Source organism: Arthrobacter halodurans, assembly GCF_041877255.1.
Lineage (GTDB): Bacteria > Actinomycetota > Actinomycetes > Actinomycetales > Micrococcaceae > Arthrobacter_N > Arthrobacter_N halodurans.
In genome coordinates, this window is sequence record NZ_JBHDLJ010000009.1 from 115,882 (window position 1) to 141,168 (window position 25,287).

General features: G+C 73.2%; 24 protein-coding genes and 1 riboswitch. Of the genes, 19 read left to right on the forward strand and 5 right to left on the reverse strand.

Annotated elements, in window-relative coordinates; genetic code table 11:
• Positions 1–87: 87 nt before the first annotated feature.
• From tdh to ACETWP_RS11935, 3 genes are read left to right on the forward strand one after another with little or no spacing between them, the layout of a single operon-like run.
• Positions 88–1,134, forward strand: a complete 1,047-nt coding sequence (tdh, locus tag ACETWP_RS11925; RefSeq protein ID WP_373972471.1) for an L-threonine 3-dehydrogenase — start codon at positions 88–90, stop codon at positions 1,132–1,134.
• Positions 1,135–1,148: 14 nt separating this feature from the next.
• Positions 1,149–2,360: a glycine C-acetyltransferase gene (locus tag ACETWP_RS11930; protein WP_373972472.1), complete on the forward strand. Its 1,212-nt coding sequence runs from the start codon at positions 1,149–1,151 to the stop codon at positions 2,358–2,360.
• A gap of 9 nt (positions 2,361–2,369) precedes the next feature.
• On the forward strand, positions 2,370–3,470 hold the full coding sequence (locus tag ACETWP_RS11935) for an NAD(P)/FAD-dependent oxidoreductase (protein WP_373972473.1): 1,101 nt from the start codon (positions 2,370–2,372) through the stop codon (positions 3,468–3,470).
• A 25-nt stretch (positions 3,471–3,495) separates the two neighbouring features.
• On the opposite strand, the gene ACETWP_RS11940 is transcribed toward ACETWP_RS11935, so the two are convergent.
• From ACETWP_RS11940 to ACETWP_RS11950, 3 genes are read right to left on the reverse strand one after another with little or no spacing between them, the layout of a single operon-like run.
• On the reverse strand, positions 3,496–4,062 hold the full coding sequence (locus tag ACETWP_RS11940; RefSeq protein WP_373972474.1) for a HutD/Ves family protein: 567 nt from the start codon (positions 4,060–4,062) through the stop codon (positions 3,496–3,498).
• 31 nt (positions 4,063–4,093) lie between these two features.
• Positions 4,094–5,659 carry a histidine ammonia-lyase gene (hutH, locus tag ACETWP_RS11945; RefSeq protein WP_373972475.1) on the reverse strand — a complete coding sequence of 522 codons (1,566 nt, stop codon included), beginning with the start codon at positions 5,657–5,659 and terminating at the stop codon, positions 4,094–4,096.
• Positions 5,660–5,701: 42 nt separating this feature from the next.
• A complete protein-coding gene (locus ACETWP_RS11950; protein ID WP_373972476.1) occupies positions 5,702–6,718 on the reverse strand; it encodes an ABC transporter substrate-binding protein in 1,017 nt (338 codons plus the stop codon).
• A gap of 172 nt (positions 6,719–6,890) precedes the next feature.
• Here ACETWP_RS11950 and ACETWP_RS11955 point away from each other — a divergent pair, with 172 nt between their 5' ends.
• The 6 genes from ACETWP_RS11955 to ACETWP_RS11980 all read left to right on the forward strand — a co-directional run bounded on the left by ACETWP_RS11955 (position 6,891) and on the right by ACETWP_RS11980 (position 13,788).
• A complete protein-coding gene (locus ACETWP_RS11955) occupies positions 6,891–7,547 on the forward strand; it encodes an IclR family transcriptional regulator (RefSeq protein WP_373972477.1) in 657 nt (218 codons plus the stop codon).
• Positions 7,548–7,612: 65 nt separating this feature from the next.
• Positions 7,613–9,298: a urocanate hydratase gene (gene hutU, locus ACETWP_RS11960; protein ID WP_373972478.1), complete on the forward strand. Its 1,686-nt coding sequence runs from the start codon at positions 7,613–7,615 to the stop codon at positions 9,296–9,298.
• A gap of 3 nt (positions 9,299–9,301) precedes the next feature.
• Entirely contained in the window at positions 9,302–10,558 is a 1,257-nt protein-coding gene (locus ACETWP_RS11965) for an allantoate amidohydrolase (RefSeq protein ID WP_373972479.1), read from the forward strand.
• Entirely contained in the window at positions 10,555–11,778 is a 1,224-nt protein-coding gene (locus tag ACETWP_RS11970; RefSeq protein WP_373972480.1) for a formimidoylglutamate deiminase, read from the forward strand. The genes ACETWP_RS11965 and ACETWP_RS11970 overlap by 4 nt, the downstream gene beginning before the upstream one ends.
• Entirely contained in the window at positions 11,775–12,968 is a 1,194-nt protein-coding gene (gene hutI / locus ACETWP_RS11975; RefSeq protein ID WP_373972481.1) for an imidazolonepropionase, read from the forward strand. The genes ACETWP_RS11970 and hutI overlap by 4 nt, the downstream gene beginning before the upstream one ends.
• Before the next feature lie 25 nt (positions 12,969–12,993).
• Entirely contained in the window at positions 12,994–13,788 is a 795-nt protein-coding gene (locus ACETWP_RS11980) for a CPBP family intramembrane glutamic endopeptidase (protein ID WP_373972482.1), read from the forward strand.
• Between the two features lie 31 nt (positions 13,789–13,819).
• On the opposite strand, the gene ACETWP_RS11985 is transcribed toward ACETWP_RS11980, so the two are convergent.
• Positions 13,820–14,464 (reverse strand): VOC family protein, encoded by a 645-nt coding sequence (locus tag ACETWP_RS11985; RefSeq protein WP_373972483.1) that lies wholly within the window; start codon positions 14,462–14,464, stop codon positions 13,820–13,822.
• Between the two features lie 150 nt (positions 14,465–14,614).
• Positions 14,615–14,732: riboswitch (SAM riboswitch) on the forward strand.
• 71 nt (positions 14,733–14,803) lie between these two features.
• Between ACETWP_RS11985 and ACETWP_RS11990 the strand changes: the two genes are divergently transcribed.
• The 5 genes from ACETWP_RS11990 (at position 14,804) to ACETWP_RS12010 (ending at position 19,561) form a co-directional block, all read left to right on the forward strand.
• A complete protein-coding gene (locus ACETWP_RS11990; RefSeq protein ID WP_373972484.1) occupies positions 14,804–16,144 on the forward strand; it encodes a bifunctional o-acetylhomoserine/o-acetylserine sulfhydrylase in 1,341 nt (446 codons plus the stop codon).
• 2 nt (positions 16,145–16,146) lie between these two features.
• On the forward strand, positions 16,147–17,289 hold the full coding sequence (metX, locus tag ACETWP_RS11995) for a homoserine O-acetyltransferase MetX (protein WP_373972498.1): 1,143 nt from the start codon (positions 16,147–16,149) through the stop codon (positions 17,287–17,289).
• 74 nt (positions 17,290–17,363) lie between these two features.
• Entirely contained in the window at positions 17,364–18,011 is a 648-nt protein-coding gene (locus ACETWP_RS12000; protein ID WP_373972485.1) for an alpha/beta hydrolase, read from the forward strand.
• A gap of 124 nt (positions 18,012–18,135) precedes the next feature.
• Positions 18,136–19,197, forward strand: a complete 1,062-nt coding sequence (locus tag ACETWP_RS12005) for a hypothetical protein (protein WP_373972486.1) — start codon at positions 18,136–18,138, stop codon at positions 19,195–19,197.
• Between the two features lie 13 nt (positions 19,198–19,210).
• The gene (locus ACETWP_RS12010) at positions 19,211–19,561 is read left to right on the forward strand and encodes a GntR family transcriptional regulator (RefSeq protein ID WP_373972487.1); all 351 of its coding nucleotides are present in this window, start codon (positions 19,211–19,213) and stop codon (positions 19,559–19,561) included.
• A gap of 1 nt (position 19,562) precedes the next feature.
• Here ACETWP_RS12010 and ACETWP_RS12015 read toward each other — a convergent pair whose 3' ends face one another.
• The gene (locus ACETWP_RS12015) at positions 19,563–19,796 is read right to left on the reverse strand and encodes an RNA-binding S4 domain-containing protein (RefSeq protein ID WP_373972488.1); all 234 of its coding nucleotides are present in this window, start codon (positions 19,794–19,796) and stop codon (positions 19,563–19,565) included.
• 89 nt (positions 19,797–19,885) lie between these two features.
• Here ACETWP_RS12015 and ACETWP_RS12020 point away from each other — a divergent pair, with 89 nt between their 5' ends.
• From ACETWP_RS12020 to ACETWP_RS12040, 5 genes are all read left to right on the forward strand, one after another.
• Positions 19,886–20,869 carry a DMT family transporter gene (locus ACETWP_RS12020; RefSeq protein ID WP_373972489.1) on the forward strand — a complete coding sequence of 328 codons (984 nt, stop codon included), beginning with the start codon at positions 19,886–19,888 and terminating at the stop codon, positions 20,867–20,869.
• A gap of 120 nt (positions 20,870–20,989) precedes the next feature.
• Positions 20,990–22,375 carry a glycine--tRNA ligase gene (locus ACETWP_RS12025; RefSeq protein WP_373972490.1) on the forward strand — a complete coding sequence of 462 codons (1,386 nt, stop codon included), beginning with the start codon at positions 20,990–20,992 and terminating at the stop codon, positions 22,373–22,375.
• Positions 22,376–22,403: 28 nt separating this feature from the next.
• A complete protein-coding gene (locus ACETWP_RS12030) occupies positions 22,404–23,318 on the forward strand; it encodes a GNAT family N-acetyltransferase (protein ID WP_373972491.1) in 915 nt (304 codons plus the stop codon).
• A gap of 99 nt (positions 23,319–23,417) precedes the next feature.
• The gene (locus ACETWP_RS12035) at positions 23,418–24,785 is read left to right on the forward strand and encodes a YibE/F family protein (protein WP_373972492.1); all 1,368 of its coding nucleotides are present in this window, start codon (positions 23,418–23,420) and stop codon (positions 24,783–24,785) included.
• A 183-nt stretch (positions 24,786–24,968) separates the two neighbouring features.
• Positions 24,969–25,287: hypothetical protein (locus ACETWP_RS12040; RefSeq protein WP_373972493.1), on the forward strand; the 319-nt coding region annotated here is incomplete at its 3' end.

The window sequence follows — 25,287 nt, forward strand, 5'->3', positions numbered from 1 at the left end:
TGAGAAACGCGTGGTTGTTCTAAACCGATGGCGGTGGTGGCATGGTGCGAGACTGGAACGCAACCACCGACCGAAGGCATGGTGTCCATGAAAGCCCTCTACAAGTCGGGTCCGCACGCCGGGCTCGAACTCGTCGACCGCCCGGAACCCGAGACCGGCCCGCACGAGGTCAAGATCCGAGTCATGACCACCGGCATCTGCGGCACCGACCTGCACATCCTCGCGTACGACGATGCGGCGCGGTCCATGATCAACACCCCGCTCATCCCCGGCCACGAGTTCTACGGCGAGGTCGTGGAGGTCGGCGGCCTCGCGGGACACGTGAAGGTGGGCGACCGGGTCTCCGGGGAGGGCCACGTGGTCTGCGGCATGTGCCGCAACTGCCGCGCCGGGCGCCGGCAGATGTGCATCAACACCGTCGCCGTCGGCGTGCAGCGCGACGGCGCGTTCGCCGAATTCGTCGTCATCCCCGAGTCCAACGTCTGGGTGCACCGGGGGGACACCGTCACGCCCGCGCTCGGCGCGGTCTTCGACCCGTTCGGCAACGCCGTGCACACCGCGCTCTCTTTCCCGATGGTCGGCGAGGACGTGCTGATCACCGGGGCCGGCCCCATCGGGCTCATGGCCATCGAGGTCGCCCGCCATGCCGGGGCCCGCAGGATCGTCATCACCGACGTCTCCGCGCCGCGCCTCGAGCTGGCCCGCGGCCTGGGCGTGGACCTCGCCGTCGACGTCTCCGCGAAACGCATCGGCGAGGCGCAGCGCGAGCTCGGCCTGGTCGAGGGGTTCGACATCGGGCTGGAGATGTCCGGGCACCCGACCGCGCTCCCGGAGATGATCGACAACATGAACCACGGCGGGAAGATCGCGATGCTCGGCCTGCCCAGCCAGCCGATCGACATCAACTGGGGCAAGGTCGTCACGCACATGCTCACGCTCAAGGGCATCTACGGCCGGGAGATGTACGAGACCTGGTACGCGATGAGCGCCATGCTGCAGTCCAACGACCGGCTGCGCGGCAACATCGCCTCGATCGTCACCGACCTGCTGCCCGCCACCGCGTGGGAGGCCGGATTCGAGGCCGCCCGCGCCGGCAACGGCGGCAAGGTCGTCCTCGACTGGACCGTCTTCTAGGAAGGAAACGCACCATGTACACCCACCTCAAGGACGAATTGTCCGCCGAGCTCGCGGCCTTGGCCGAGGCCGGCCTGTTCAAGCGCGAGCGCCACATCGACTCGGCGCAGTCCAGCCACATTTCCGCGGGAGGCCTCGGCGAGCCGGCCCGCCCCGTGCTGAACTTCTGCGCGAACAACTACCTGGGCCTGGCCGACCACCCGGACATCGTCGCCGCCGCGCAGTCCGCGATGGACGAGCGCGGCTTCGGCATGGCCTCGGTCCGCTTCATCTGCGGCACCCAGGACCTCCACCTGGAGCTCGAGCGCCGCGTCTCGGAGTTCCTCGGCACGGAGGACACCATCCTGTTCTCCAGCTGCTTCGACGCCAACGGCGGCGTCTTCGAGTCGCTGCTCGGTCCCGAGGACGCCGTCATCTCCGACGCCCTCAACCACGCGTCGATCATCGACGGCATCCGGCTGTGCAAGGCCCGGCGCTTCCGCTACGCCAACCGGGACATGGCGGACCTCGAGGCGCAGCTGCGCGCCGCGGCCCAGATGAACGACGGCGCCGGCCCGCGCCGGCAGATCGTCGTCACCGACGGCGTCTTCTCCATGGACGGCTATCTGGCCCCGCTGGAGGCCATCTGCGACCTCGCCGAGCGCTACGGGGCCCTGGTGATGGTCGACGACTCGCACGCCGTCGGCTTCATGGGTGCCACCGGGGCCGGCACGCCGGAGCACGCGGGGGTCGCGGACCGCGTCGACATCTTCACGGGCACGTTCGGCAAGGCCCTCGGCGGCGCCTCGGGCGGCTACGTCGCGGCACGCGCCGAGATCGTGGCGATGTTGCGGCAGAAGGCCCGGCCCTACCTGTTCTCCAACTCCCTGGCCCCGGCCATCGTCGCCGCCACGCTGCGGGCCCTCGAGCTCGTCGAGGGATCCTCGGCGTTGCGCGGGCGGCTGTTCGCCAACGCCGCACTGTTCCGCCGCCGCATGGCCGAGGAGGGATTCGAGCTCCTGGACGGCGAGCACGCGATCGTCCCGGTGATGTTCGGCGACGCGCGCAAGGCCGGGGAGGTGGCCGACGCCATGCTCGCCCACGGCGTCTACGTCACGGCGTTCAGCTACCCGGTGGTGCCGCAGGGCGCGGCGCGGATCCGCGTCCAGCTCTCCGCGGCGCACTCGGAGGAGGACATCGAGGCGTGCGTCGCGGCGTTCATCGCCGCGCGCCGACCCGCCCCGTAGGCTGGCGCCATGGACGCAACGGTTCTTCCCCCGGGCGGCGTCGTCGACGTGCTGGTCATCGGCGGCGGCATCGCCGGCCTCTCGCTGGCCTCCGAGCTGGCGGCGGCCACCGACGTCCTCCTCCTCGAGGCCGAGCCGACGCTGGCCTACCACACGTCGGGGCGCTCGGCGCAGCAGCTGATCCCCAGCTACGGTCCGGAGCCGGTGCGCGCGCTGACCCGCCGCACGCTGGAGGCCCTCGCCGCAATGCCGGCGGCGGGGCGGCCGCTGGCCTGGCCGAGCCGTTTCCTGCTGGTCGGCTCGCCCGCGGACGTGCGGGCCCACGCCTCCGAGACCATGCGCGACATCGGCCACGCCGCGGCCCGCGTGCTGGTCCCGGCGCTGGTTCCGGACGCCTTCGCCGCGGCCGCGCTGGACGAGACGAGCGTGCGGACCGACGCCGGCGCCCTGATCGAGCACCACCGTTCCCTCGCCGCCGCGCGCGGCGCACGCATCCTCACGGGCCGCCGCGTGGACGCCGCCCGGCGGGTCGGCTCGGAATGGCTGGTCCGGGCCGGAGGGGAGTCGTTCCGCGCCCGGCGCGTCGTCGACGCCGCGGGCGCCTGGGCGGACCAGGTCGCGGAGCTGTTCGGTGCGCGGCCCCTGGGGCTCGTGCCGCTGCGCCGCACCGCCGCCTACGTCGACGTCCGCAACCCGCTGCCGCCGGGGACGCCCATGGTCGGCGCCGCCGACCACAGCTGGTACTTCCGCCCCGAGGGCGGCCGCGTGCTTGTCTCCCCGTCCGAGGCCGAGCCCGCCGAGCCGGGCGACGCCCGCCCGCGGGACCGCGACGTCGGGGACCTCGTGGCGCGCATCAACGAGGTCACGACACTGGGCGTCACCGGCGTGCACCGGGCATGGACCGGCCTGCGGACCGAGGCCCCGGACGGCGTGCCCGCGCTGGGCCCCGACCCGGACGTCGGGGGTTTCTTCTGGCTCGCGGGCCAGGGCGGCTACGGTTTCCAGACCTCCGCAGGCATGGCGGAGCTGGCCGCCGCGCTGCTGCTCGGGCGCCAGCCCCCGTTCCCGCCGGAGGTCGTGGCGGCGCTGGACCCGGCGCGCCTGCGCTGACCCGGCACGGATCCGCCGCCGCGGGCTACGCCGCGGGATCCACCGAGACGACGGCCAGGACCCCGCGCCCGGTCACCTCGGGTGGCGCCCCGTCGGACCCGACGACGGCGTCGTAGCGCCCCAGCGCCACCCCGTCGACGGCAACGCGGCCCTGCAGCGCGACCGCGTGCTGCCCCCCGAAGACCGGCTGGGGCCGCGTGCCGGAGAGCTCCACGATCGCCACGTGGGCGCGGAACCCGGCGGCCGCGATGACGTTCAGGTTCCGGATGGCCCCGGTCGGCAGCGCCGCGCCGGCGGCCGCGCCGCCGTCGAAGCGGAACGGGCGGTACCGCTCCAGCCCCTGCTCGCGCCCGTCCACGGTGAGGAGCAGCAGGTCGCCCTCCACCACGGTGAGCAGCCGCTCACACTGCGGGAACTCGGAGAAGTCCCCGGCCCGCTCGATGTCGGCGACGCTGATCCGCCAGCCCCACGCGCCGTCCTCCGCGCCGCGCGGCCCGCGGGCGATCTCCACCGTGGTGCCGCCGCCGTTGCGCCAGCGTTCGGGCCGGCGGTCGGCGAAGCGGATGATGCTGTCGTTGTGCTGCTGGCTCATGCCCCCACCCTATGTTCCCGGGCCGCGGACCTCAGAGCAGCGGCGATGCGGCGGCCGCGTTCGCCGCGGCCAGCACCTCGCCGCTGCGGACCAGGCCGAGCGCGGCCTCGATCTCCGGTGCCAGGTAGCGGTCCGTGCCGGGACCGTCGGCGACCGTGCGGACCGCGCGGCGGACCGCGGTCAGCACGGGCGAGGACTTCGAGGACGCGACGCCGCCGTCGCGCATGTCCAAGGCGCGGGCGCCGGTCAGCAGCTCGATGGCGAGCACGCGCTCGAGCCCGTCGATGGACCGGCGCAGCTTCAGCCCTGCCGCCCAGCCCATCGACACGTGGTCCTCCTGCATCGCCGAGCTCGGAATGGAGTCCACGGAGGCCGGGACGGCCAGGCGCTTGAGTTCGGAGACGATGCCGGCCTGCGTGTACTGGGCGATCATGTGACCGGAGTCGACGCCGGGGTCGTCCGCGAGGAAGGCGTTCAGCCCGTGGCTGCGCGCCTTGTCCAGGAACCGGTCGGTGCGGCGCTCCGAGATCGAGGCCAGGTCCGCGACGGCGATGGCGAGGAAGTCCAGCACGTAGCCCACGGGCGCGCCGTGGAAGTTGCCGTTGGACTCGACGCGGCCGTCCGCGGTCACCACGGGGTTGTCGATGGCCGAGGCCAGCTCGAGGGCCGCCACCGACTCGGCGTGGTCCAGCGTCGCGCGCACCGCGCCGTGCACCTGTGGCGCGCACCGCAGCGAGTAGGCGTCCTGGACACGCGTGAACGCGTGGTCGCCGTTCTTCTGCATCTCGACGAGCGTGGAGCCGGCCAGCACGGCCCGCATGTTCGCCGCGGAGGCGAGCTGCCCGGGGTGCGGCCGCAAGGCGTGGAGGTCGGCGGCGAACACGGCGTCGGTGCCGAGCAGCCCCTCGACGCTCATCGCCGCCGCGAGGTCCGCCGTGGAGACCAGGCGCCGGAGGTCCGCGGCGGCCAGCAGGAGCATGCCGAGCATTCCGTCCGTGCCGTTGATCAGCGCCAGCCCCTCCTTCTCGGCCAGCACCACCGGTTCGAGTCCCGCCTCCGCCAGGGCGTCCGCGGCGTCGACCAGCGCCCCGCGGGCGTCGCGCACGCGGCCCTCGCCCAGGGCGGCCAGCGCGCAGTGGGACAGCGGCGCCAGGTCGCCGGAGCAGCCCAGCGAGCCGTATTCGCCGACCACGGGAGTGATGCCCGCGTTCAGCAGCGAGGCGTAGGCCCGCGCGACGCCGGGGCGCACCCCGGTCCGTCCCGTCGCCATGGTGTGCAGGCGGTTGAGCATCAGCCCGCGCACCACCTCGCGGTCCACCTCCGCCCCGGAGGACGCGGCGTGCGAGCGGATCAGCGAGCGCTGCAGCTGGGCCCGGAGCTCCACCGGGATCTGCTTGGTGGCCAGCGCGCCGAAGCCCGTGGACACGCCGTAGTGGGGCCGCTCGTCCGTGGCCAGCGCGTCGATGACGGCCCGCGAGGCGGCCATGGCCTCGAGCGACTCGCCGGAGATCTCGACGCGCGCGCCGTGGCGGGCCACGGCGACGACGTCGGCGGGGGAGAGGGGCTCGGGGCGCAGCTGTACGGCGGTCGGGGTCATGGAGGCCTTCTTCGGTGGGGTGGGATGTCGGGACGGGTGCGGCTACTCGGAGATCAGCGCGTCCGCGTCGGGTTCCTTGCTCAGGACACCGTACTGGGCCGCGGCGCTCCCGAGCGCGGCCAGCGCGTCCCGGTTGATGCGCGGCGTCCACACGGACATCACTACGGTCTCGGCCAGCTCGGGGGTGACCTTCGCGTAGTCCTGCACGATGGCGCGGACCTCGTCCTCGTGCTCCATGGCGTAGGTGAAGGACCGGGCGAGCGCATCGCGGAACCCGGCCACGAGTTCCGGCTTCTCCTCGAGGGTGGCGCGCGAGGTGAAGTAGTAGGCGGAGTCGAAGTCCTCGGCCAGGTCGGTCATCGGGCTGGCCACGATCCTGCCGCCCGCGTCGAGGATCTGCGTCCGGAACGGTTCGGTGGTCCACGCGGCGTCGACGTCGCCGCGCTCCAGCGCGGCCGGCATGTTCGGGTAGGGCATCTCCACGAACTTGACGCCGTCGGGGTCGCCGCCGGCGCGTTCCACGGAGTTGCGGATGGTCACGTCGGCGAAGTTGTTCAGGGCGTTCACCGCCACCGTCTTCCCCACGAGGTCGAGGGGCCCGGAGATTCCGCTCGCCGGCAGCGCGGCGACCTCGGTGACGTCCTCGCCCGGGGTGTTGGTGGAGCTGGAGCCGTTGGAGACCACGGCGATGGGCAGGCCCTTGTCCGCGGCGATCAGCAGCGAGACGACGTTCGAGTAGCCGAAGAGGAAGTCGCCGGTCATCACGGCGGGCAGGATCGCCGCGCCGCCCTGGGCCATCTGCACCGTCAGGTCGATGCCCGCGTCCCGGAAGTACCCCTGCTGGATCCCCAGGTAGACGGGTGCGACGTCGGTGATGGGGATGAGCCCGAGTGTGACGCTCTCCAGCGCGCCGCCGGAGCCGGGCGACTCCGCGGCCGCGCCGGACGGGCTGCCGGATCCGCACGCGCTCAGGCCCAGCGCCCCGCCGCCGGCGACCAGGGCGCCCACGAGGAACGAGCGGCGGTTCGACTCCAGGATCAGCGGGGAACGGCTCGACATGGGGATCTCCGTTTCTGCCGCGGTGCGGCAACGGTCTTTCGAAGAATAAAATGCTCTGACCGTTACATGAAACAACACGCGTCCCCCGGCGTCAACGTTCGGACCTTGCCGTTAGATGAAACTGGTGTTCTACTAGACGCAACATCCGTACGCACCAAGGACCGGAGGAACCATGGACGTCCTGGCTAAGCCCGACGCCACCACCCGCAGCGCCGACCGCGTGCTCGGACTGCTCCGTGTGGTGTGCGAGCACGACGGCGTGAAGCTCGCCGAGGCGGCCAAGGCCATGGGCCTCTCGCCCTCGACGGCGCTGCGGCTCCTGCGCACCCTCGAGGCCAACGGCTTCGCCACGAAACGCCAGGACGGGCTCTACCGGCCGGGCTACCGCATGGTCCAGCTCGGCGTCGAGGCGCTGAGCCACGAGTCCCTCGTCGCCACCGCGCGGCCGGCACTGGCCGCGCTCGTGGCGGACACCGGGGAATCCGCCTACCTCAGCGTCGCCGCCGGGAACGGCGACGGCCTCTACCTGGCGATCGAGGAGGGCACGCACGCCGTCCGCCACGTGAACTGGGTGGGGCGCACCTTCCCGCTGGCCGACAGCGCCGCCGGCGCGGTCCTGCTGGGCCACGTCCCGGCCGGGACCTACACCGCCGTCGCGAACGCCGTCGAATCCGACGTCACCGCGGTGGCCGCGCCGGTCCTTGCCGGTCCCCGGGTCGTCGCAGCCCTGAGCATCGTGGCCCCGAGCTACCGGACCGACGACCGGGCCGCCGCGCGGCTCGGCGATCTGGTCTCGGCCCGCGCCGCCGCGCTCTTCGCCACCGCCTGAAACCCCCCCCGCCCGAACACCCCGCCCCGAACACCCCGCCCACCAGGAACGGAAAGGCCCCCGCCATGAGCTTCACCCAACACGATCCCTCGCGGACGATCCGCGCGCCGCGCGGCACGGAGCTGACCGCCAAGAGCTGGCAGACCGAGGCGCCGCTGCGCATGCTCATGAACAACCTCGACCCGGAGGTCGCGGAGCGGCCCGAGGACCTGGTGGTCTACGGCGGCACGGGCCGCGCGGCCCGCAGCTGGGAGGCCTACGACGCGATCGTCAGGACGCTGAGGGACCTCGAGGACGACGAGACGCTGCTGGTCCAGTCCGGCAAGCCCGTCGGCGTCTTCCGCACCAACCGCTGGGCGCCCCGGGTGCTCATCGCCAACTCCAACCTGGTGGGGGACTGGGCCACCTGGCCCGAGTTCCGCAAGCTGGAGGCCGAGGGCCTGATGATGTACGGCCAGATGACCGCCGGGTCCTGGATCTACATCGGCACGCAGGGCATCCTGCAGGGCACCTACGAGACGTTCGCGGCCATTGCCCGCAAGCTCGGCGGGGAACACGGCACGCTGGCCGGGACGCTCACGCTCACCGGGGGCTGCGGCGGCATGGGCGGGGCCCAGCCGCTCGCGGTGACCCTCAACGGTGGCGCCGTCCTCGTCGTCGACGTCTCCGAGGACCGCCTGCGCCGCCGCCTGGGCAAGCGCTACCTGGACGACGTCGAAACGGACCTGGACGCGGCCGTCGCCAAGGTGTCGGCCGCCCAGGCGGAGCGGCGCGCGCTGTCGGTCGGCTTCGTCGGGAACGCCGCCGACGTCTTCCCGGAGCTGCTGCGCCGCCACCTGGCGGGCGAGCTGGCCGTCGACATCGTCACGGACCAGACGTCCGCGCACGACCCGCTGTCCTACCTGCCCTCCGAGTACGCGATCGACCAGTGGGATGCCGAGGCCCGCGCGGACCCCGCGGGCTTCACCAAGAAGGCCCAGGCCTCCATGGCCCGCCACGTCGAGGCGATGGTCGGCTTCCTGGATGCCGGCGCCGAGGTCTTCGACTACGGCAACTCCATCCGCGACGAGGCCCGGCAGGGCGGCTACTCCCGCGCGTTCGAGTTTCCCGGCTTCGTCCCGGCCTACATCCGCCCGCTCTTCTGCGAGGGCATGGGCCCCTTCCGCTGGGTGGCCCTGTCCGGCGATCCGGAGGACATCCGCGTCACCGACGCCGCCATCAAGGAGCTCTTCCCGGACAACGCGCACCTGCACCGGTGGATCGACGCCGCTGCCGAGCACGTCGAGTTCGAGGGGCTGCCCGCGCGCATCTGCTGGCTCGGCTACGGCGAACGCCAGCGGGCGGGCCTGCTGTTCAACCGCCTCGTCGCCGAGGGCCGGGTGTCTGCGCCGATCGTGATCGGGCGCGACCACCTCGACTCCGGCTCCGTTGCCTCCCCCTACCGCGAGACCGAGGCCATGAGGGACGGCTCGGACGCCGTCGCCGACTGGCCGCTGCTGAACGCGCTCACCGCCGCCAGCTCGGGGGCCACGTGGGTGTCCATCCACCACGGCGGCGGCGTCGGGATCGGCCGCTCGATCCACGCCGGCCAGGTCTGCGTCGCGGACGGCACCGAACTCGCCGCCGCGAAGCTCGAGGCGCTGCTCACCAACGACCCCGGGATGGGCGTCATCCGCCACGTCGACGCCGGCTACGAGCGCGCCGCCGACGTGGCGCGCGAGCGCGGCGTCCGCATCCCGATGGCGGAGTAGGGCATGGCCGACGTCACCTCCCTGCTGGCCGCGATCGACGGCACCGGCCGCGACGCTCGCCGCGGCGGCTACACCCGCCCGGTCTACTCGACCCCCGAACTGGAACTCCGCGAATGGTTCCTCGCCGAGGCGGTGTCCCGCGGACTGGAGGTCGAGCAGGACCGCAACGGGATCCTGTGGGCCTGGTGGGACCTCCCGGGCGCGGGGCGCCGCGGCGCCCTGGTCACCGGGTCCCACTTGGACTCCGTCCCCGGGGGCGGCGCGTTCGACGGGCCGCTCGGCGTGGCGTCGGCCCTCGCCGCCGTCGACCGGCTCCGCGCCCGCGAGGCCGCGGGCGACCTGCGGCGCAACCGCGCGCTCGCCGTCGCGGTCTTCCCCGAGGAGGAGGGCTCGCGCTTCGGCGTCGCCTGCCTGGGCTCCCGCCTGCTGGCCGGGGCCATCGACCCCGCCCAGGCGCTCGGCCTGCGCGACGCGGACGGCAACACCTTCGCGGACGTTTCCCGCGCCCACGGGCTGGACCCGGAGCGCATGGGCCGGGACGGGGAGACCCTCGCGCTCATCGGCGACTTCGTGGAGCTGCACGTGGAGCAGGGCCGCGGGCTCAACACCGAGGAGTTCACCGACGCCGCCGGCCGCGGTCCCGCGCTGGCCGTCGCCTCCTCCGTGCTCGGGCACGGGCGCTGGCGGCTGAGCGTCCACGGGCAGGGCAACCACGCGGGCACCACGCTGATGGAGGACCGGGCCGACCCCATGGTGGCGGCCGCGCAGATGGTCCTCGCCGTCCGCAAGGTCGCCGCGGCCCGCCCGGACGCGCGCGCCACGGTCGGCCGGCTCGAGCCCGTCCCCGGGGGGACGAACGTCATCGCCTCGCGGGTGGACCTGTGGCTGGACGTCCGCCACCCCGACGACGCGACCACCGCCGCCGTCGTGGAGACCATCCACGGGCAGGCGCAGAAGATCGCCGCGTTCGAGGGCTGCACGGTCTCGCTCGTCGAGGAGTCCTACTCCGGCACCGTCCACTTCGACGACGCCCTGGGCCGTTCCCTGGCGCGGTCCGTGGCCCGCACCGTCCCCGGCGCCCCCGCGCTGGCCACCGGCGCCGGGCACGACGCGGGAGTGCTGGCCGGCGTCGTGCCCACCGGCATGCTTTTCGTCCGCAACCCCTCGGGCATCAGCCACTCGCCCGAGGAGCACGTGGAGGACGACGACGCCGCCGCCGGGACGGCGGCGCTCGCGGACGCGCTGGAGGACCTCCTGTGAACGCCGCCGGCACGGTGGACCTCCCCGGTCCGGTCAACGCGCATTCCCACGCGTTCCACCGCATCCTGCGCGGGCGCACGCACGGCGGCGCCGCGGGCGGCGCCGGGACGTTTTGGACCTGGCGCGACCAGATGTACGCGGCCGCGTCGGCCCTGACCCCCGAGTCCTACGGGCGGCTGGCGACGGCGGTCTTCGCCGAGATGGCGGTCAGCGGGTGGACCGCGGTCGGCGAGTTCCACTACCTGCACCACGCGCCGGGCGGGAAGCCGTACGCGGACCACGCGATGGAGCGGGCGCTGGCCCGCGCCGCCGTCGCCGCGGGCATCCGCCTGGTGCTGCTGGACGCGTGCTACGTGGACGGGGGCCTCGACGCCGCGGGCCGCCCGGTGCCCCTGGACGAGACGCAGCTCCGCTTCAGCGACGGCGGCGCGCCGGCCTGGCTGGAGCGCCTGGGCGGGCTGCGCGCGGCGCTCGCCGAGGAGGACGGCGGCCGCGGCCTGGTGGGCCTCGGCGCGGCCATCCACTCGGTCCGCGCCGTCCCGCCGCGGGACCTGGACGCGATCGCGGCCGGCCTGGATCCCGCGGTGCCGCTGCACGTGCACCTCTCGGAGCAGCCCGCGGAGAACGCGGCGTGCCTGGCCGCCCACGGGGCGACGCCGGCCGCGCTGCTCCACCGCCACGGCCTGCTCACGAACCGGCTCTCGGCGGTCCACGCGACGCACCTGACCGGCGCCGACATCGCCCTGCTCGGCGACGCCGGCGCGACGGTCGTCATGTGCCCCACCACGGAGGCCGACCTCGCGGACGGGATCGGCCCGGCGCGCGAGCTTGCCGATGCCGGCGCCGGCCTGGCGCTGGGCACGGACCAGCACGCGGTCGTGGACCCGTTCCTGGAGATGCGTGCGCTCGAGCACGGGGAGCGGCTGCGCAGCGGCGTGCGCGGGCGCTTCTCGCCGGGCGAGCTCGTCGCCGCGTCCCGCGGCGGCGGACTGCGCAGCCTCGGCCTGCCCGGGAACGGCGACCGCGTCGCGGTGCGCTCCGGGAGCCTCCGGACCGCCGGATCCCGCCCCGCGCAACTCCCGCTGACCGCGACGGCGTCCGACGTCGCCTCCGTCGTCGTCAACGGCGTCGAGGTGGCGCGCGACGGCATCCACGCCGGCCTCGGCGATCCCGCCGGGCTCTACCGCGCCTTCCTGGCCGAACATCCGGAGTTCGCATGAGTGCCACGCTGATCACCAACATCGCCGAGCTGACCACCCAGGATCCGGAGCGCCGCGTCCTGGCGGACGCCGCCGTCGTGCTCGACGGCGACCGGATCGCCTGGATCGGCCCGGCCGCGGCCGCCCCGGCGGCCGACGAGGCCTACGACGCCGCCGGCCGGGCCGCGCTGCCGGGGTGGGTGGACTCGCACACGCACCTGGTCTTCGCCGGGGACCGGAGCGCCGAGTTCGAGGCCAGGATGGCGGGGCGGGAATACGCCGCGGGGGGCATCGCCGTCACCACGGACGCGACCCGCGCGGCGGGCGACTACGAGCTCACCCGCCTGCTGCTGGGGCGCGTGGCCGAGGCCGTCGCCGGCGGCACCACGTACCTGGAGACCAAGACCGGCTACGGCCTGAGCGTGGAGGAGGAGTCCCGGCACGCGCGGATCGCGTCCACGGTCGCCGACCAGGTCACCTATCTCGGAGCGCATCTGGTCCCCGCCAGGGCCGACGCAGACGAGTACACCGACCTCGTCTGCGGCGGGATGCTCGCCGCCGTCCTCCCGTACGTGAGCTGGGCCGACGTCTTCTGCGAGCGGGGGGCCTTCACGGAGGAGCAGTCCCGGCGCGTCCTCGACGCCTGCCGGCGGGCGGGCCTGGGACTGCGCGTCCACGGGAACCAGCTGGGACCGGGGCCGGGGGTGCGGCTGGCGGTCGAGTTCGGCGCCGCCAGCGTGGACCACGTGAACCACCTGGACGACGACGACGTCGCCGCGCTCGCCGGCAGCTGGTCCGGCTGGGACCCCGCCGCGGCGCGCGGCGCGCGCGGCACCGTGGCCACCTGCCTGCCCGCCTGCGACCTCTCCACGCGGCAGCCGCTCGCGCCGGGGCGACGGCTCGTCGACGCGGGGGTGGAGATCGCGCTGGCCTCCAACTGCAACCCGGGCACCAGCTACACGACGTCGATGAACTTCTGCGTCGCGACGGCCGTCCTGCAGATGCGGCTGACGGTGGACGAGGCCGTGCGGGCGGCCACGTTCGGCGGCGCTTTGGCCCTGGGCGTGCAGGACAGCGTCGGGTCGCTCGAGGTGGGCAAGCGCGCCGACCTCCAGCTGCTCAACGCGCCGTCCGCGACCCATCTGGCGTACCGCCCCGGGATGCCGCTGACCGGCGCGGTCTGGCGGGCGGGTGTCCGGCACGGCGGCTGAGCCGCCGCATCGCTAGGATCGGGTCATGGACCGAGTGCGCAACGACCCGCGGCAGACCGGAACCGGCGGCCCGACGAAGGACCACCGGCGGCTGAAAGTGGAGCTCCTCATCGTCCTCGGCCTCTCGCTCGGGCAGTCCGCGGTCTACGCCGTGGTCAGCCTCATGGACAAGCTCAGTCGCGCCCCGCTGGCGGACCAGACGACCAGCATGAACAACAGCCTCAGCGAGCGCCCGTATTTCGACCTGACGTACCAGCTGCTCGACATCGTCTTCGCCCTGGTGCCGGTGGCGCTGGTGTTCTTCCTCTTCGCGCACGCGGGCGCCAACGGCTTCCGGCGCATGGGGTTCGACCTGCGCAGGCCCTGGGCCGACCTCGGGTGGGGGGTCGCGCTCTTCGTCGGGATCGGGCTGGGCACGCTGGCCATGTACGCCGTCGGCCGCTCCCTCGGGGTGACCACGGCGATCGTCCCGGCCGCGCTCGAGCCGTACTGGTGGACCGTGCCCGTCCTGGCCCTGTCCGCGGTGCGCCACGGCGTCGTGGAGGAGGTCATCGTCGTCGGCTACCTGTTCGACCGCCTGCGGCGGCTCGGCTGGGGCGTGTGGCCGATCCTGCTCGCCTCCGCCCTGCTGCGCGGCAGCTACCACCTGTACCAGGGGTTCGGGCCGTTCGTCGGGAACGTGCTCATGGGCCTGGTGTTCGGCTGGCTGTACCTGCGCTACAAGCGCGTCATGCCGCTGGTGATCGCCCACGCGCTGCTGGACACCGCGGGATTCGTCGGATACTCGCTCCTCGGTCCGGCGATCGGGTTGGGGACCTAGGCCCGGACCCGACCGCCGGACCGCGACGGCGCTAGACCGTCACCGCTCCGTGGGGGGTGTCGAAGGTGACGGACATGATGCCGGGAGTTCCGTTGGGCGCCTGCCACTCCACCTCGACGCCCTCCAGCGGGCTCTGCTCGGGGGTGCCGAGCCATTCGCGGACGCGCTCCCGGGAGCCCGCGATCGTGATCTTGGAGATCCGCCCCTGCGGGGCCAGGGCCTTGGACGGGTGGAGGTCCTCTGTGCCGTCGTCCCAGCGCAGCATGTAGGGGACCTGCGGGTCGGAGATCAGGCCCTTAATGCCGATCTGCTGCCACGTCAGTTCCTGGCCGTCCGGGAACTTCCGGTTGCCCGGCACGGAGGAGCGGCCCAGCCGCTCCTCGAAGGGCGCCAGATCGTCGACGGCGACGCACCAGCCCATCCAGCCGCCGCCCATCTCGGAGCGGGCGCGCACGGCCTGCCCGAAGGGCGCCTTGTCCGACGCCGGGTGATTCAGCACCTCCACCACCTCCAGGTACTGGTCGTTCAGCAGCGGGAAAATCACATTCCGCGTGCCGAAACGGGGATGGACGCCGCCCTTGACGGACTCGATCCCCAACATGTCTGCGATGCGCCCGGCCGTGGCCGCCAGCCCATCAGGTCCGCAAGCGTAAGAAACATGGTCCAACCTCATCATGTGCCCATGATGGCACTTTGTGAGGTGGGTCTCGACTTAGGCTCCCCTAATACGCGCCTGACAGCGGGCGGAAGGCGAAATGCGTACCTCCGGCGTCACAAAACGGCCGCGGATCTTGCCGCCCGCGCGACCGTCCGTAGACTGGTGGTAGGTCATGAGTGCCAGCGCGAAACCCCGGTTTGCTGGCCGGCAACCCTCCACTCGCGGTGGGGTGCCCCGGGTGAGGACCTGGCTCCGCGCCGCGAAGGGCGTGGGGCAAGCGCGGGTCGTTTCCGGCGGCGCCACCGTCCGGTGGGCCCGCCGCAGGGGACGGCCCCTCCGACGAAGGGGAGCACCACGATGTCCAGCAACTGGTCCTTTGAGACGCGACAGATCCATTCCGGGCAGACGCCCGACGAGGCGACGGGCGCCCGGGCCCTCCCGATCTACCAGACGACGTCGTTCGTCTTCCCGAGCGCCGAGAGCGCGGCGGCCCGGTTCGCCCTCCAGGAGCTCGCGCCGATCTACACCCGCATCGGCAACCCCACGCAGGAGGCCGTGGAGACCCGCATCGCCGACCTCGAGGGGGGCGTCGGCGCGCTGCTGCTGTCCTCCGGCCAGGCGGCGACGACATACTCCATCCTCAACGTCGCCGAGTCCGGGGACCACGTGGTCGCCAGCCCCAGCCTTTACGGGGGCACGCAGAACCTCTTCAAGCACACCCTGCGCAAGCTCGGGATCGAGGTGACGTTCGTGGCCGACCCGGACGACCTCGACCAGTGGCGCGCGGCCGCGCGCCCGAACACCAAGGCGTTCTTCGGCGAGGTCGTCGCCAACCCGCGCCAGGACGTGCTCGACATTGAGGGCGTCAGCGCCGTCGCCCACGAGGTCGGCGTGCCGCTGATCGTCGACAACACGCTGTCCACGCCGTTCCTGATCCGCCCGATCGAGTGGGGCGCGGACATCGTCGTCCACTCGGCCACCAAGTACCTCGGCGGGCACGGCACGGCCATGGCCGGCGTCATCGTGGACTCCGGGAACTTCGACTTCGCGGCGGACCCGCAGCGGTTCCCCGGCTTCAACACGCCGGACGAGTCCTACAACGGGCTGGTCTTCGCGCGGGACCTCGGGGTCGGCGGGCTGCTCGGCGCGAACCTGGCGTTTGTCCTCAAGGCGCGCGTACAGCTCCTGCGCGACCTCGGATCCGCCGTCGCGCCGCTCAACGCGTTCCTCATCGCCCAGGGACTGGAGACGCTCAGCCTGCGCATGGAGCGCCACGTCTCCAACGCGCAGGCCGTCGCCGAGTGGCTCGAGACCCAGGAGCAGGTCGGGTCCGTCGTCTACGCGGGACTCCCGTCCAGCCCCTGGTTCGAGCGCGGCCGCCGGTACGGACCGCGCGGCACGGGGGCGATCGTGTCCTTCGAGATCGCCGGCGGCAAGGAGGCGGGGCAGGCCTTCGTCGACGCGCTCGTGCTGCACTCCCACGTGGCCAACGTCGGCGACGTCCGCTCGCTCGTGATCCACCCGGCCTCGACGACCCATTCCCAGCTCGCGGAGGCCGAGCAGCGTGCCGCCGGGGTCACCCCGGGCCTGGTGCGGCTGGCGGTCGGGATCGAGCACATCGACGACATCATCGCCGACCTGGCCGCGGGATTCGACGCCGTGCGCACCGGCGCCACCGACCTCCAGGCGGTGAAGTGAGCATCGACTTCGGCACCGCATCCCAGCGCCTGACCCGGACGGACGCCGCGGGGCCCGGGCGGGACGGTGTCCTGCGCACCCTGCGGACGGGCCCGTTCCGTTTCGAGACCGGCGGCTCGCTGCCGTTCCTCGACGTGGGCTACGAGACGTGGGGCCGGCTCGACGCCGACGCCTCCAACGCCGTGCTGCTCCACCACGCGCTGACCGGCGACACGCACGTGGCCCGCGGCGAGGGCGCGGAGCCGGGATGGTGGGACGGCTTCGTCGGTCCCGGCCGCACCATCGACACCGACCGCTTCTTCGTTGTCGCGGCCAACATGGTCGGCGGCTGCTACGGGACCACCGGGCCGTCCAGCCCGGATCCGGACGGCAGGCCCTGGGGTTCGCGGTTCCCGTTCACGACCGTCCGCGATTCCGTCCGCGCCGAGGCGCGGCTGGCCGACGCGCTGGGCATCGACCGTTGGCACACGGTGCTCGGCGGCTCGCTCGGCGGCGCGCGCGCCCTGGAGTGGGCCGCCGAGTACCCGGACCGCGTCGCGCGCTGCGTCGTCGTCGCGGCCACGGCCGCGTCCAGCGCCGAGCAGATCGCCTTCGCGCGCATCCAGACGGAGGCCATCCGGCTCGATCCGGACTTCGCGGGGGGCGACTACTACGCCGCCGGGCCGGGCCCCGTGGCCGGACTGGGTCTGGCCCGGCGGCTCGCGCACATCACGTACCGCTCCGAGCCGGAGCTGGACGTGCGGTTCGGGCGGTCGCCGCAGGGGTCCGAACTCCCGCTCGGCTCGGCGACGTTCGACCGCGGGCGCTACCAGGTGGAGAGTTACCTGGACCACCAGGCCTCGAAGCTGGTCGGCCGCTTCGACGCCAACAGCTACCTGGCGCTGACGGAGGCGCTCATGAGCCACGACGTCGGCCGCGGCCGCGGCGGGGTGCGGTCCGCGCTCGGGCGGCTCGCCGGGGTGCGGTTCATGGTCGCCGCCGTGGACAGCGACCGCCTGTACTGGCCCGAGCAGTCCGAGCGGCTGGCACGGTCCCTGCCCGGCCGGACCGCGGTCCGGTACATCACCTCTCCCATCGGACACGACGGCTTCCTGACGGACATCGGGCAGCTGGACGCGGAACTGCGGGACGGCTTCCTGGACTAGGGACTCCCGGGCTGGGCGCTGGCGGCCCCGCGGCGGCCGCGCGCCGCGGCCTGCGGGGCTGGTTGAATGGTGCCATGACCGAAACCACCTGGAAACCCGTCGTCGCCTGGTCCAAGCCGGAGGAGGAGCGCGCGGGCACCCCGCTGCTCGTGGCCTTCCACGGCTACCTCTCGCACGAGCTGGATCTGCTCGGCCTCGCCCCCCTGCTGCCGGCCGAGTTCACGATCGCCTCCGTCCGCGCGCCGCGGGCGCTGGGCCCGGGCTTCACGTGGTTCCCGCTGATGCACGAGCCGGACTTCTCGGTCGACCGGGTCACGCGCTCCGTCGCCGACGTCTGGGCGTGGCTGGACACCGTCCGGGGCAACCACTCCTCGGTGACCCTGCTGGGCTTCTCGATGGGGATGGCCGTCGCGACGAGCGCGCTGCGCCACCGGCCCCGGGACGTGGCCGCCGTCGTCGGACTGTCCGGGTTCGCCGTCCCCGACGACGGCGACCCCTTCTTCGACGACGCCGGAACCCGCGCCGCGCGGCCGCCCCTGTTCTGGGGCCGCGGGCAGGAGGACCAGGTCATCACCCCGGACAAGATCCAGTACACGCACGAGTGGGCGACGGAGCACACCGATCTCACCAAGATGCTCTACGCGGGCCTGCAGCACTCGATCACCCAGGCTGAGATGGGCCACGTCAGCGAATTCCTGCGGGGCACGGTCCTCGCGTCCTGACGCGGCACCAGTCCGCAGGGACCGACCGCGGCACGACCGGTCTTTTGTAGCGTCCACTTGACACAAGCGTCCGCAGGGTCTTGTCTTGTCCTGTTGATACAAACGGACGGAAAGGCGGCTCGACATGGCGGTCATCGGTGGCGTGTTCCTGGTGGTTCTGGGGATCTTCGTGGGTCTCGGCGTCCTGGTGTCCCGCGCCATCCCCTCGCCCGTGGAGGCGCCGCGCGGCGCGCCGGCCGGCGTCGGATCCGCGGGCCGGGCCGAGGCGGCGGCGGCGCTGCGGGCCGACGCCGTGCGGCACGCGTCCGCGGTGGCCGCCGCCGTCGCCGCCGGGGCCCTCTGCGTCGCCGCGCAGGCCGCGTGGCCCAGCCTCGTGGGGCTGCCGCTGCTCGTGGCGCCGTCGCTGATGTGGCTGGCCTGGGCCGCCGTGCACGCCGCGGCGTCGCTGTGGGCGACCCGAACGGTGCACGGAATCCAGCCGGGGCCGCGCAGCGCGCGCCTGGAGGTCCGGACGGCGCGGGCGCACGGGCCGGCGTGGGCCTTCGTCCTTCCCGCGCTGCTCGGTGCCCTCCTGGCCGCCGCGGTGCTCCTGTTCGGCGCGGTCTCGACCCCGGACGAGACCGGCCGGCGCCGGCAGTTCCCCCGCGTGGGCATCTCCGCATGGACCACGGACGACGCCGGGTTCGTCACCGAGCTCCACTACGGGACGGGCGCCGCGGGGCCGTTCCCCGGCTGGTACTACGGGCTGCCCGTGCTGGCCGTCGCCGCACTGGCCGGCGTCCTCCTCCTGATGGCCCTGCGCGCCGTGGCCGCGCGCGCCCGCCCGCTGGATCCCGCGCTCGCGGGGTTCGACGACACGCGGCGGATGCTCGAGGGCCATCTCCTGGCGCTCGTCAGCGCGGCGTTCCTTGCGCTCCAACTCGCGCTGGTGCTGCTGATGGCCTTCGGACCGCTGCGCCGGGCCGGGGACCGCGTGGGGTTCGAGGTGGGGGACCGGATCGGCGACGCGGTGCCGGACTTCGTCACCGAGGGGCCGTGGGCCGTCATCGGCGCGGCGACCGGGTGGGCCGGGGCCCTGCTGCTCCTGGCCGCCGTCGTGCTCGGCGTGGCCGCCCTCCGGCGACTGGCCGCGCTGGCGCGGGCGGCCGCGGGCGCGGGAGCCGCCGCGGCGCCCGCCGTGCCGTGACCGCCGGAACGCCGTGATCACCGTCGATCCGGGCGCCCCGGTGCCGCCCACCGAACAGATCCGCTCGCAGCTCGCCGCGCTCATCCAGGGAGGCGAGCTCCCGGCGGAGACCCGCCTGCCGCCGGTGCGGCAGCTCGCCGCCGACCTGCGCGTCGCCGTCGGCACGGTCGCCAAGGCCTACCGCGAACTCGAGGCGTGCGGCATGATCCGCACGGGACGGGCCGCCGGCACCCGGGTGAACCCGGGCCACGCCACCGCCGTCCCGACGCTGGCCGAGGCCCGCGCGTTCGCCGCCGCCGCCCGGGGCGCGGGGATGAGCCTCGACGACGCCCGCGGGATCCTCGCTGCCTGCTGGGACGCGTGAGTTAGGACGCGGAGGACTCGACGGCCACCGTTTCGCCGTTGACCTCGACCGTGTCGCCGGGCCGGACCTGGCGGCCGCGCCGCGTCTCGATCTCCCCGTTGACCTTGACGATCCCGTTCTCGATCATTTCCTTGGCGTGGAAGCCGTCCTCGGCCAGGGACGCCAGCTTGAGCAGCTGTCCCAGGCGGATGGTGTCGTCGCGGATCTGCAGGGTCATCGGTTCGGGGGTGCTCATGGCTCCATCATCCGGCAGCAGGCCCCCGGACGCGAATGCGCGGGCCCCGCGGTCTGGCAAGCTGGGACCGAGCCGAGCAGAGGAGAACCGTGACCCAGCGCCCACCCGCACCGACGGCGGTTCCGCTGCTCGTCGCCGCGGGGGCCGGGATCCTCATGCCGGTCCAGGCGCTCGTCACCGCCGCGGCCGCGGCGTCGATGGGGAGCGTGCTCGCCGCGGCCCTCCTGAGCCAGGGCGCGGCGCTCGGAATCGTGCTGCTCGCCAGCGTGGCGCTCCCGTCCGGGCGTCGCGGCTGGGCCCGGGTCCCCGCCGTCTGGAAGGAACGCAGCGTCCCGCGCTGGTTCCTGCTGTCCGGCCTGGTGGGGGCGTTCTACATCGTGGCCCAGGCACTCAGCGTGGGCACGATCGGGCTGGCCCTCTTCGCGGTCGCCGTGGTCGCGACGCGCACGCTGGGCAGCATCGCCATCGACGTCGTGGGGTTCAGCCCGGCCGGGCGGCGGCGCATGACCCGCCAGCGGCTGGCCGGCGCCGGACTCCTGATCGTCGGCGCCGCGGTCGCCGCCGCCGGCACGGGGCTCCGCGCCCGGGACGACCCGTCCGCGTGGTGGGGGCTGGCCGTCGCCGCCGCGGCGGGCCTGTTCGTCAGCTTCCAGCAGTCCATGAACTCCCGGGCCGGGATCGCCTACGGCGCGACGTCCACCGCCATCGCCGTGAACTACGTCGCGGGCGTGCTGGGCCTCCTCGCGGCGTGCGGCGCCGGCGTGGCGCTGGGCGCCCCCGGCGTCGTGCCGGAGCAAGGGCCGGCGTGGTGGCACGTCCTCGGCGGTCCGCTGGGCATCATGTTCGTCGTCGTCGGCGTCACGCTGGTGCCGCGGCTCGGCTCGCTCCTGCTCGGGATCGGACTGGTGACCGGCCAACTGCTCGGGTCGCTGCTGCTGGACCTCGTCCTGGCCCCCGAACGCGTTGCCGCCCCCGAGGTCGTGGGCACCCTCATCACGCTGCTCGCGGTGCTGGTTGCCTCGTGGCAGCCCGGCGGCACCCCGCGGCCGCGGCGGGGTCCGGGCGGCCATTGAGCGGTCCCGTGCCCCCGCGCGATGCGGCCACGCATCCGCCGCCGCGCTAGGCTGGGGCGGTATCGATCCCCCCGTTACGGACCGCAACCAGCGGCCACGTGAACCTTTGGAGTTTTTTCTATGGCGCCCCAGTCCAAGCTCGACCAGGTCATCTCCCTCGCCAAGCGGCGCGGGTTCGTCTTCCAGGCGGGTGAGATCTACGGCGGCTCCCGCTCCGCCTGGGACTACGGGCCGCTGGGCACCGAGCTCAAGGAGAACATCAAGCGCGAGTGGTGGCAGGCGTTCGTCCGCGGCCGCGAGGACATGGTCGGCCTGGACTCCTCCATCATCCTTCCCAAGGCCGTCTGGGAGGCCTCGGGCCACGTCGCGACATTCACCGATCCCCTGGTCGAGTGCACGTCCTGCCACAAGCGCCACCGCCAGGACCACCTCGTCGAGGCGTTCCAGGCCAAGAAGGGCCGCGAGCCCCGGGACGGCATGAGCGAGATCGCCTGCCCCGACTGCGGCACCAAGGGGCAGTTCACCGAGCCGCAGCTGTTTTCCGGCCTGGTCAAGACCTTCCTCGGTCCCGTGGACAACGAGGCCGGGCTGCACTTCCTGCGCCCGGAGACCGCGCAGGGCATCTTCGTGAACTTCAACAACGTCCTGACGGTCTCGCGGAAGAAGCCGCCGTTCGGCATCGGGCAGATCGGCAAGGCCTTCCGCAACGAGATCACGCCGGGCAACTTCATCTTCCGCACCCGCGAGTTCGAGCAGATGGAGATCGAGTTCTTCACCGCCCCCGAGGACGCGGACCACTGGTTCAAGGACTGGGTGGAGATCTGCTGGGAGTGGTTCCTGGACCTGGGCATCAACCCGGAGAACATGCGCCGCTTCGACGTCCCCGAGGACGAGCGCGCGCACTATTCCGCCGGCACCATCGACTTCGAGTACCGCTTCGGCTTCCAGGGCTCGGAGTGGGGCGAGCTGATGGGCGTCGCCAACCGCACCGACTACGACCTCTCGTCGCACACCAAGGGCTCCGGCACCGACCTCAGCTACTTCAACCAGGCCAACGGGGAGCGCTTCACCCCCTACGTGATCGAGCCGTCGTTCGGCCTGACCCGGTCCATGATGGCCTTCCTCGTCGACGCGTACACCGAGGACGAGGCGCCCAACGCCAAGGGCGGGGTCGACAAGCGCACCGTGCTGCGCCTGGATCCGCGCCTCGCCCCGGTCAAGGCCGCCGTGCTGCCGCTGAGCCGCAACGAGGAGCTCTCGCCCAAGGCCAAGGCCCTCGCGGCCGACCTGCGCAAGCACTGGAACATCGACTTCGACGACGCCGGGGCCATCGGCCGGCGCTACCGCCGCCAGGACGAGATCGGCACGCCGTTCTGCATCACGGTCGACTTCGACACCTTGGAGGACCACGCGGTCACCATCCGCGAGCGGGACACCATGGGCCAGGAGCGCGTCTCCCTGGACCAGGTCAAGTCCTATCTCGCCGCCCGGCTGCTGGGCGCCTAGGCCCGTGATCCCTTCCGACAGGAGCACGATGAACACCCTGAACTTCCGACCGTGGCAAGACGGCGACGACCTGGCCCTCCTGCAGATCTGGGGCGATCCGTCCACGCCGCAGGCGCACCTCGACCGCACCATGCTGCGTCCCTCGACGGACGACCCGTGGGCCCGCACCCTGGTCGCCGAGGACGACGGCGTGCCCGTCGCCGCGGCGACCGTCTTCGAGTCCTCGCTGCATCCGGACCGGCTCTGGTTCTTCGCCGAGGTCGCGAAGGACCACCGGCGACAGGGCGTGGCGACGGAGCTGCTCCGCCGCCTGCGCCTCGAGCCCGCCCCGTCCGGCGCGTCCGCGCTGAAGTCCCGCTACACGGCCGAGGGCGCGGAGGCGGAGGCCGCGGCTGCCTTCGCCGCGTCGGTTGGGCAGCAGCCACTGCAGCGTTCCCGCGCCGTCGTCGTCGAGCCCGGCGGGCTGCGGCTTCCCGTGTTCGACGACGAGGGGCTCACCTTGGAGGAGTCCGCGACGGGTTCGGTCGAGCTCACCCAGCTGGTCGCCGACTTCTACAACGCCGTCCACGGCTGGGACCGCGCCGAGATGACGCTCGGCCGAGCGCAGACCATGCTGCTGGGGGAACCGACGGGAGCGAAGGGCGCCGTCGTGCTGAGGGACAAGCCCCGCGAATTGGGCGGGAAGATCCTCTCCTTCGCGATCAGCTACGAGCCCGACCGCATCGACGCCCCCGCGGACGTCCTGATGGGGTGGGACCCGTCCCTGTCCGACGCCGAGGCGCGCGAGGCGCTCTCGGGTTTGCTGGCGATGCTGGTGCACCAATACCCAGTGAAGCTCGAGGTGGACGACGCGATGCTTCCCCTCGCGGACCTCGTTGATTCGCTGATCGCCGCGGGCCAGACCACGGTCGTGACGACGACGCACATCGTCGCCACCGCCTGATTCGTCGCCACCGCCTGCGTCCCCGCGGGGCCACTCGTGCCTCGTAGGATGGTGTGGCCGCGCCCGACCGGGCGCGGCCCACGCCGCGGAAGGAATCGCTTGGGCCACAGCCACAGCCACCAACACGACGGTCGGCCCGCGGTCGATCCATTGCGGCGCCGCCGCGCCACGATCATCCTGGCGGCCATCCTGCTGCCCCTGGCCGTCCTCACGGGCGCAGGCGTGATCGCGCTCTGGCCCGGTGCCGCCGCGGACCGCGTGTCACTCGGGGACCCCTACTCGGCGGCGGCCGGCGTCGAGTTCGTGACCGGGACCGTGCAGAAGACCGTCACAGAGGAGTGCCCCTCGGCCGGGGCGACGGCCGAGGCCGGCGGAACCGCGCAACTCTGCGACGTCTCCTACGTGCTCCCCGAATCGGGGGGCGGCGCCGTGCCCGTCGAGGTGCCGCCCGAGATCGTGGCCTCCAGCGGGGTCCACCCGGGCGACACCGTTCGTTACCTCGACCTCCGCGGCGCGGTCACCGGGTCGGCGGCGCCCTACGTGTTTGTGGATTTCGTGCGCACGGCTCCGATTCTGCTGCTGGCCGCCGCTTACGCCGTCGTCGTGTGCGCGGTCGCGCGGTGGCGGGGCTTCCGCGCGCTGCTCGGCCTGGCGGGAGCCTACGCGGTGCTCGCGGGGTTCATCCTGCCCGCCCTCGTGGAGGGCAAGCCGCCGCTCCTGGTCGGCCTTGTCGGGTCGTCCGTCATCATGATCTCGGTGCTGTACTTCGCCCACGGCTTCACGGCCCGGACGACGACGGCACTGCTCGGCACGCTCTTCGGCCTGCTGGTGACGGCGCTGCTGGCCGCGTGGGCCACCGATGCCGCCTACCTCACCGGAGTGGGCGACGAAAACGCGTACACCCTGATCAACCAGGTGCCCGAACTGAGCCTGTCCGGCGTGATCCTCTGCGGTCTGCTGGTCGCCGGGCTGGGCGTGCTCAACGACGTGACCATCACGCAGTCGTCGGCGGTGTGGGAACTGGCCGAGGCGTCGCCGCACACCTCGGCGCAGGGTCTGTTCACGTCCGCGATGCGCATCGGGCGCGACCACATCGCGTCCACGGTCTACACGATCGCCTTCGCCTATGCGGGCGCGGCGCTGCCCGTGTTGATCCTCGTCAGCCTCTATGACCGTCCGTTGCTGGACACGTTCACCAGCGGGGAACTGGCCGAGGAGGTCGTCCGCACGCTGGTCGGATCCATTGGTCTGGTCCTGGCCATTCCGGTGACGACGGCCATCGCCGTCGCCGTGGTCAAGGCCGTGGGCCCGGGCCGGCGCGAGTTCCTGGCCGCGCGGCCGTCGTCCGGAACCGACCCCGACACCGGCCTGGACCGCGATGTGGATGGCGAATCCATGAGCCGAGGCGCGATGTTGCCCGGCGCCGAGGTGCCCGGCGCAGGCCGGCAGCCCGCGGGACGAACCTAGCCAGCGCCGCGGAGCCCCACGTGCTTGGTCTTAGGCCGAGCCGGAGGACCTCGCGTTCCGGACGGCGGCCCTGGTGGGCGGGCAGTGCCGGCCACTCGACTTCCACAGGTTCCGTGCGCCGACGATTCTCCGCATTCGAAGGTGTGTTCCCATTCTGTCGGTGGCCGGGCGTAGCGTGGGGTCATGGACGAGGAAACGGCCACAGGGCAGGCGCCGCGGGAGTCGCCGGTCGCGCGGGGCCTGGCGGACATGACGGCCGGGGAGATCCTGCGCTGGGCGGCGGTGCTCGCCGTGCTCGGCTACCCCGGCGCGGAGGATCCGGGGTCCGTGGCCGCCCCGGCCCCGACCATCGACCCGTTGCTGGATCCGCTCCCGGCCCCGGCTCCGGCCGTCGTCCCGGTCCCGGCCCCGGATCCGCTCCCGGTTCCCGTCCCGGCCCCGGCTCCACCGGTTCCGCCGGTTCCCGCCCGCCCGCCGCAACGTCCGGTTCCCCCGGGGATGG

Coding starts and splice junctions, on each gene's coding strand:
- tdh (WP_373972471.1), top strand. CDS start 88: ATGAAAGCCCTCTACAAGTCGGGTCCGCACGCCGGGCTCGAACTCGTC.
- ACETWP_RS11930 (WP_373972472.1), top strand. CDS start 1,149: ATGTACACCCACCTCAAGGACGAATTGTCCGCCGAGCTCGCGGCCTTG.
- ACETWP_RS11935 (WP_373972473.1), top strand. CDS start 2,370: ATGGACGCAACGGTTCTTCCCCCGGGCGGCGTCGTCGACGTGCTGGTC.
- ACETWP_RS11940 (WP_373972474.1), bottom strand. CDS start 4,062: ATGAGCCAGCAGCACAACGACAGCATCATCCGCTTCGCCGACCGCCGG.
- hutH (WP_373972475.1), bottom strand. CDS start 5,659: ATGACCCCGACCGCCGTACAGCTGCGCCCCGAGCCCCTCTCCCCCGCC.
- ACETWP_RS11950 (WP_373972476.1), bottom strand. CDS start 6,718: ATGTCGAGCCGTTCCCCGCTGATCCTGGAGTCGAACCGCCGCTCGTTC.
- ACETWP_RS11955 (WP_373972477.1), top strand. CDS start 6,891: ATGGACGTCCTGGCTAAGCCCGACGCCACCACCCGCAGCGCCGACCGC.
- hutU (WP_373972478.1), top strand. CDS start 7,613: ATGAGCTTCACCCAACACGATCCCTCGCGGACGATCCGCGCGCCGCGC.
- ACETWP_RS11965 (WP_373972479.1), top strand. CDS start 9,302: ATGGCCGACGTCACCTCCCTGCTGGCCGCGATCGACGGCACCGGCCGC.
- hutI (WP_373972481.1), top strand. CDS start 11,775: ATGAGTGCCACGCTGATCACCAACATCGCCGAGCTGACCACCCAGGAT.
- ACETWP_RS11980 (WP_373972482.1), top strand. CDS start 12,994: ATGGACCGAGTGCGCAACGACCCGCGGCAGACCGGAACCGGCGGCCCG.
- ACETWP_RS11985 (WP_373972483.1), bottom strand. CDS start 14,464: ATGATGAGGTTGGACCATGTTTCTTACGCTTGCGGACCTGATGGGCTG.
- ACETWP_RS11990 (WP_373972484.1), top strand. CDS start 14,804: ATGTCCAGCAACTGGTCCTTTGAGACGCGACAGATCCATTCCGGGCAG.
- ACETWP_RS12000 (WP_373972485.1), top strand. CDS start 17,364: ATGACCGAAACCACCTGGAAACCCGTCGTCGCCTGGTCCAAGCCGGAG.
- ACETWP_RS12005 (WP_373972486.1), top strand. CDS start 18,136: ATGGCGGTCATCGGTGGCGTGTTCCTGGTGGTTCTGGGGATCTTCGTG.
- ACETWP_RS12015 (WP_373972488.1), bottom strand. CDS start 19,796: ATGAGCACCCCCGAACCGATGACCCTGCAGATCCGCGACGACACCATC.
- ACETWP_RS12025 (WP_373972490.1), top strand. CDS start 20,990: ATGGCGCCCCAGTCCAAGCTCGACCAGGTCATCTCCCTCGCCAAGCGG.
- ACETWP_RS12030 (WP_373972491.1), top strand. CDS start 22,404: ATGAACACCCTGAACTTCCGACCGTGGCAAGACGGCGACGACCTGGCC.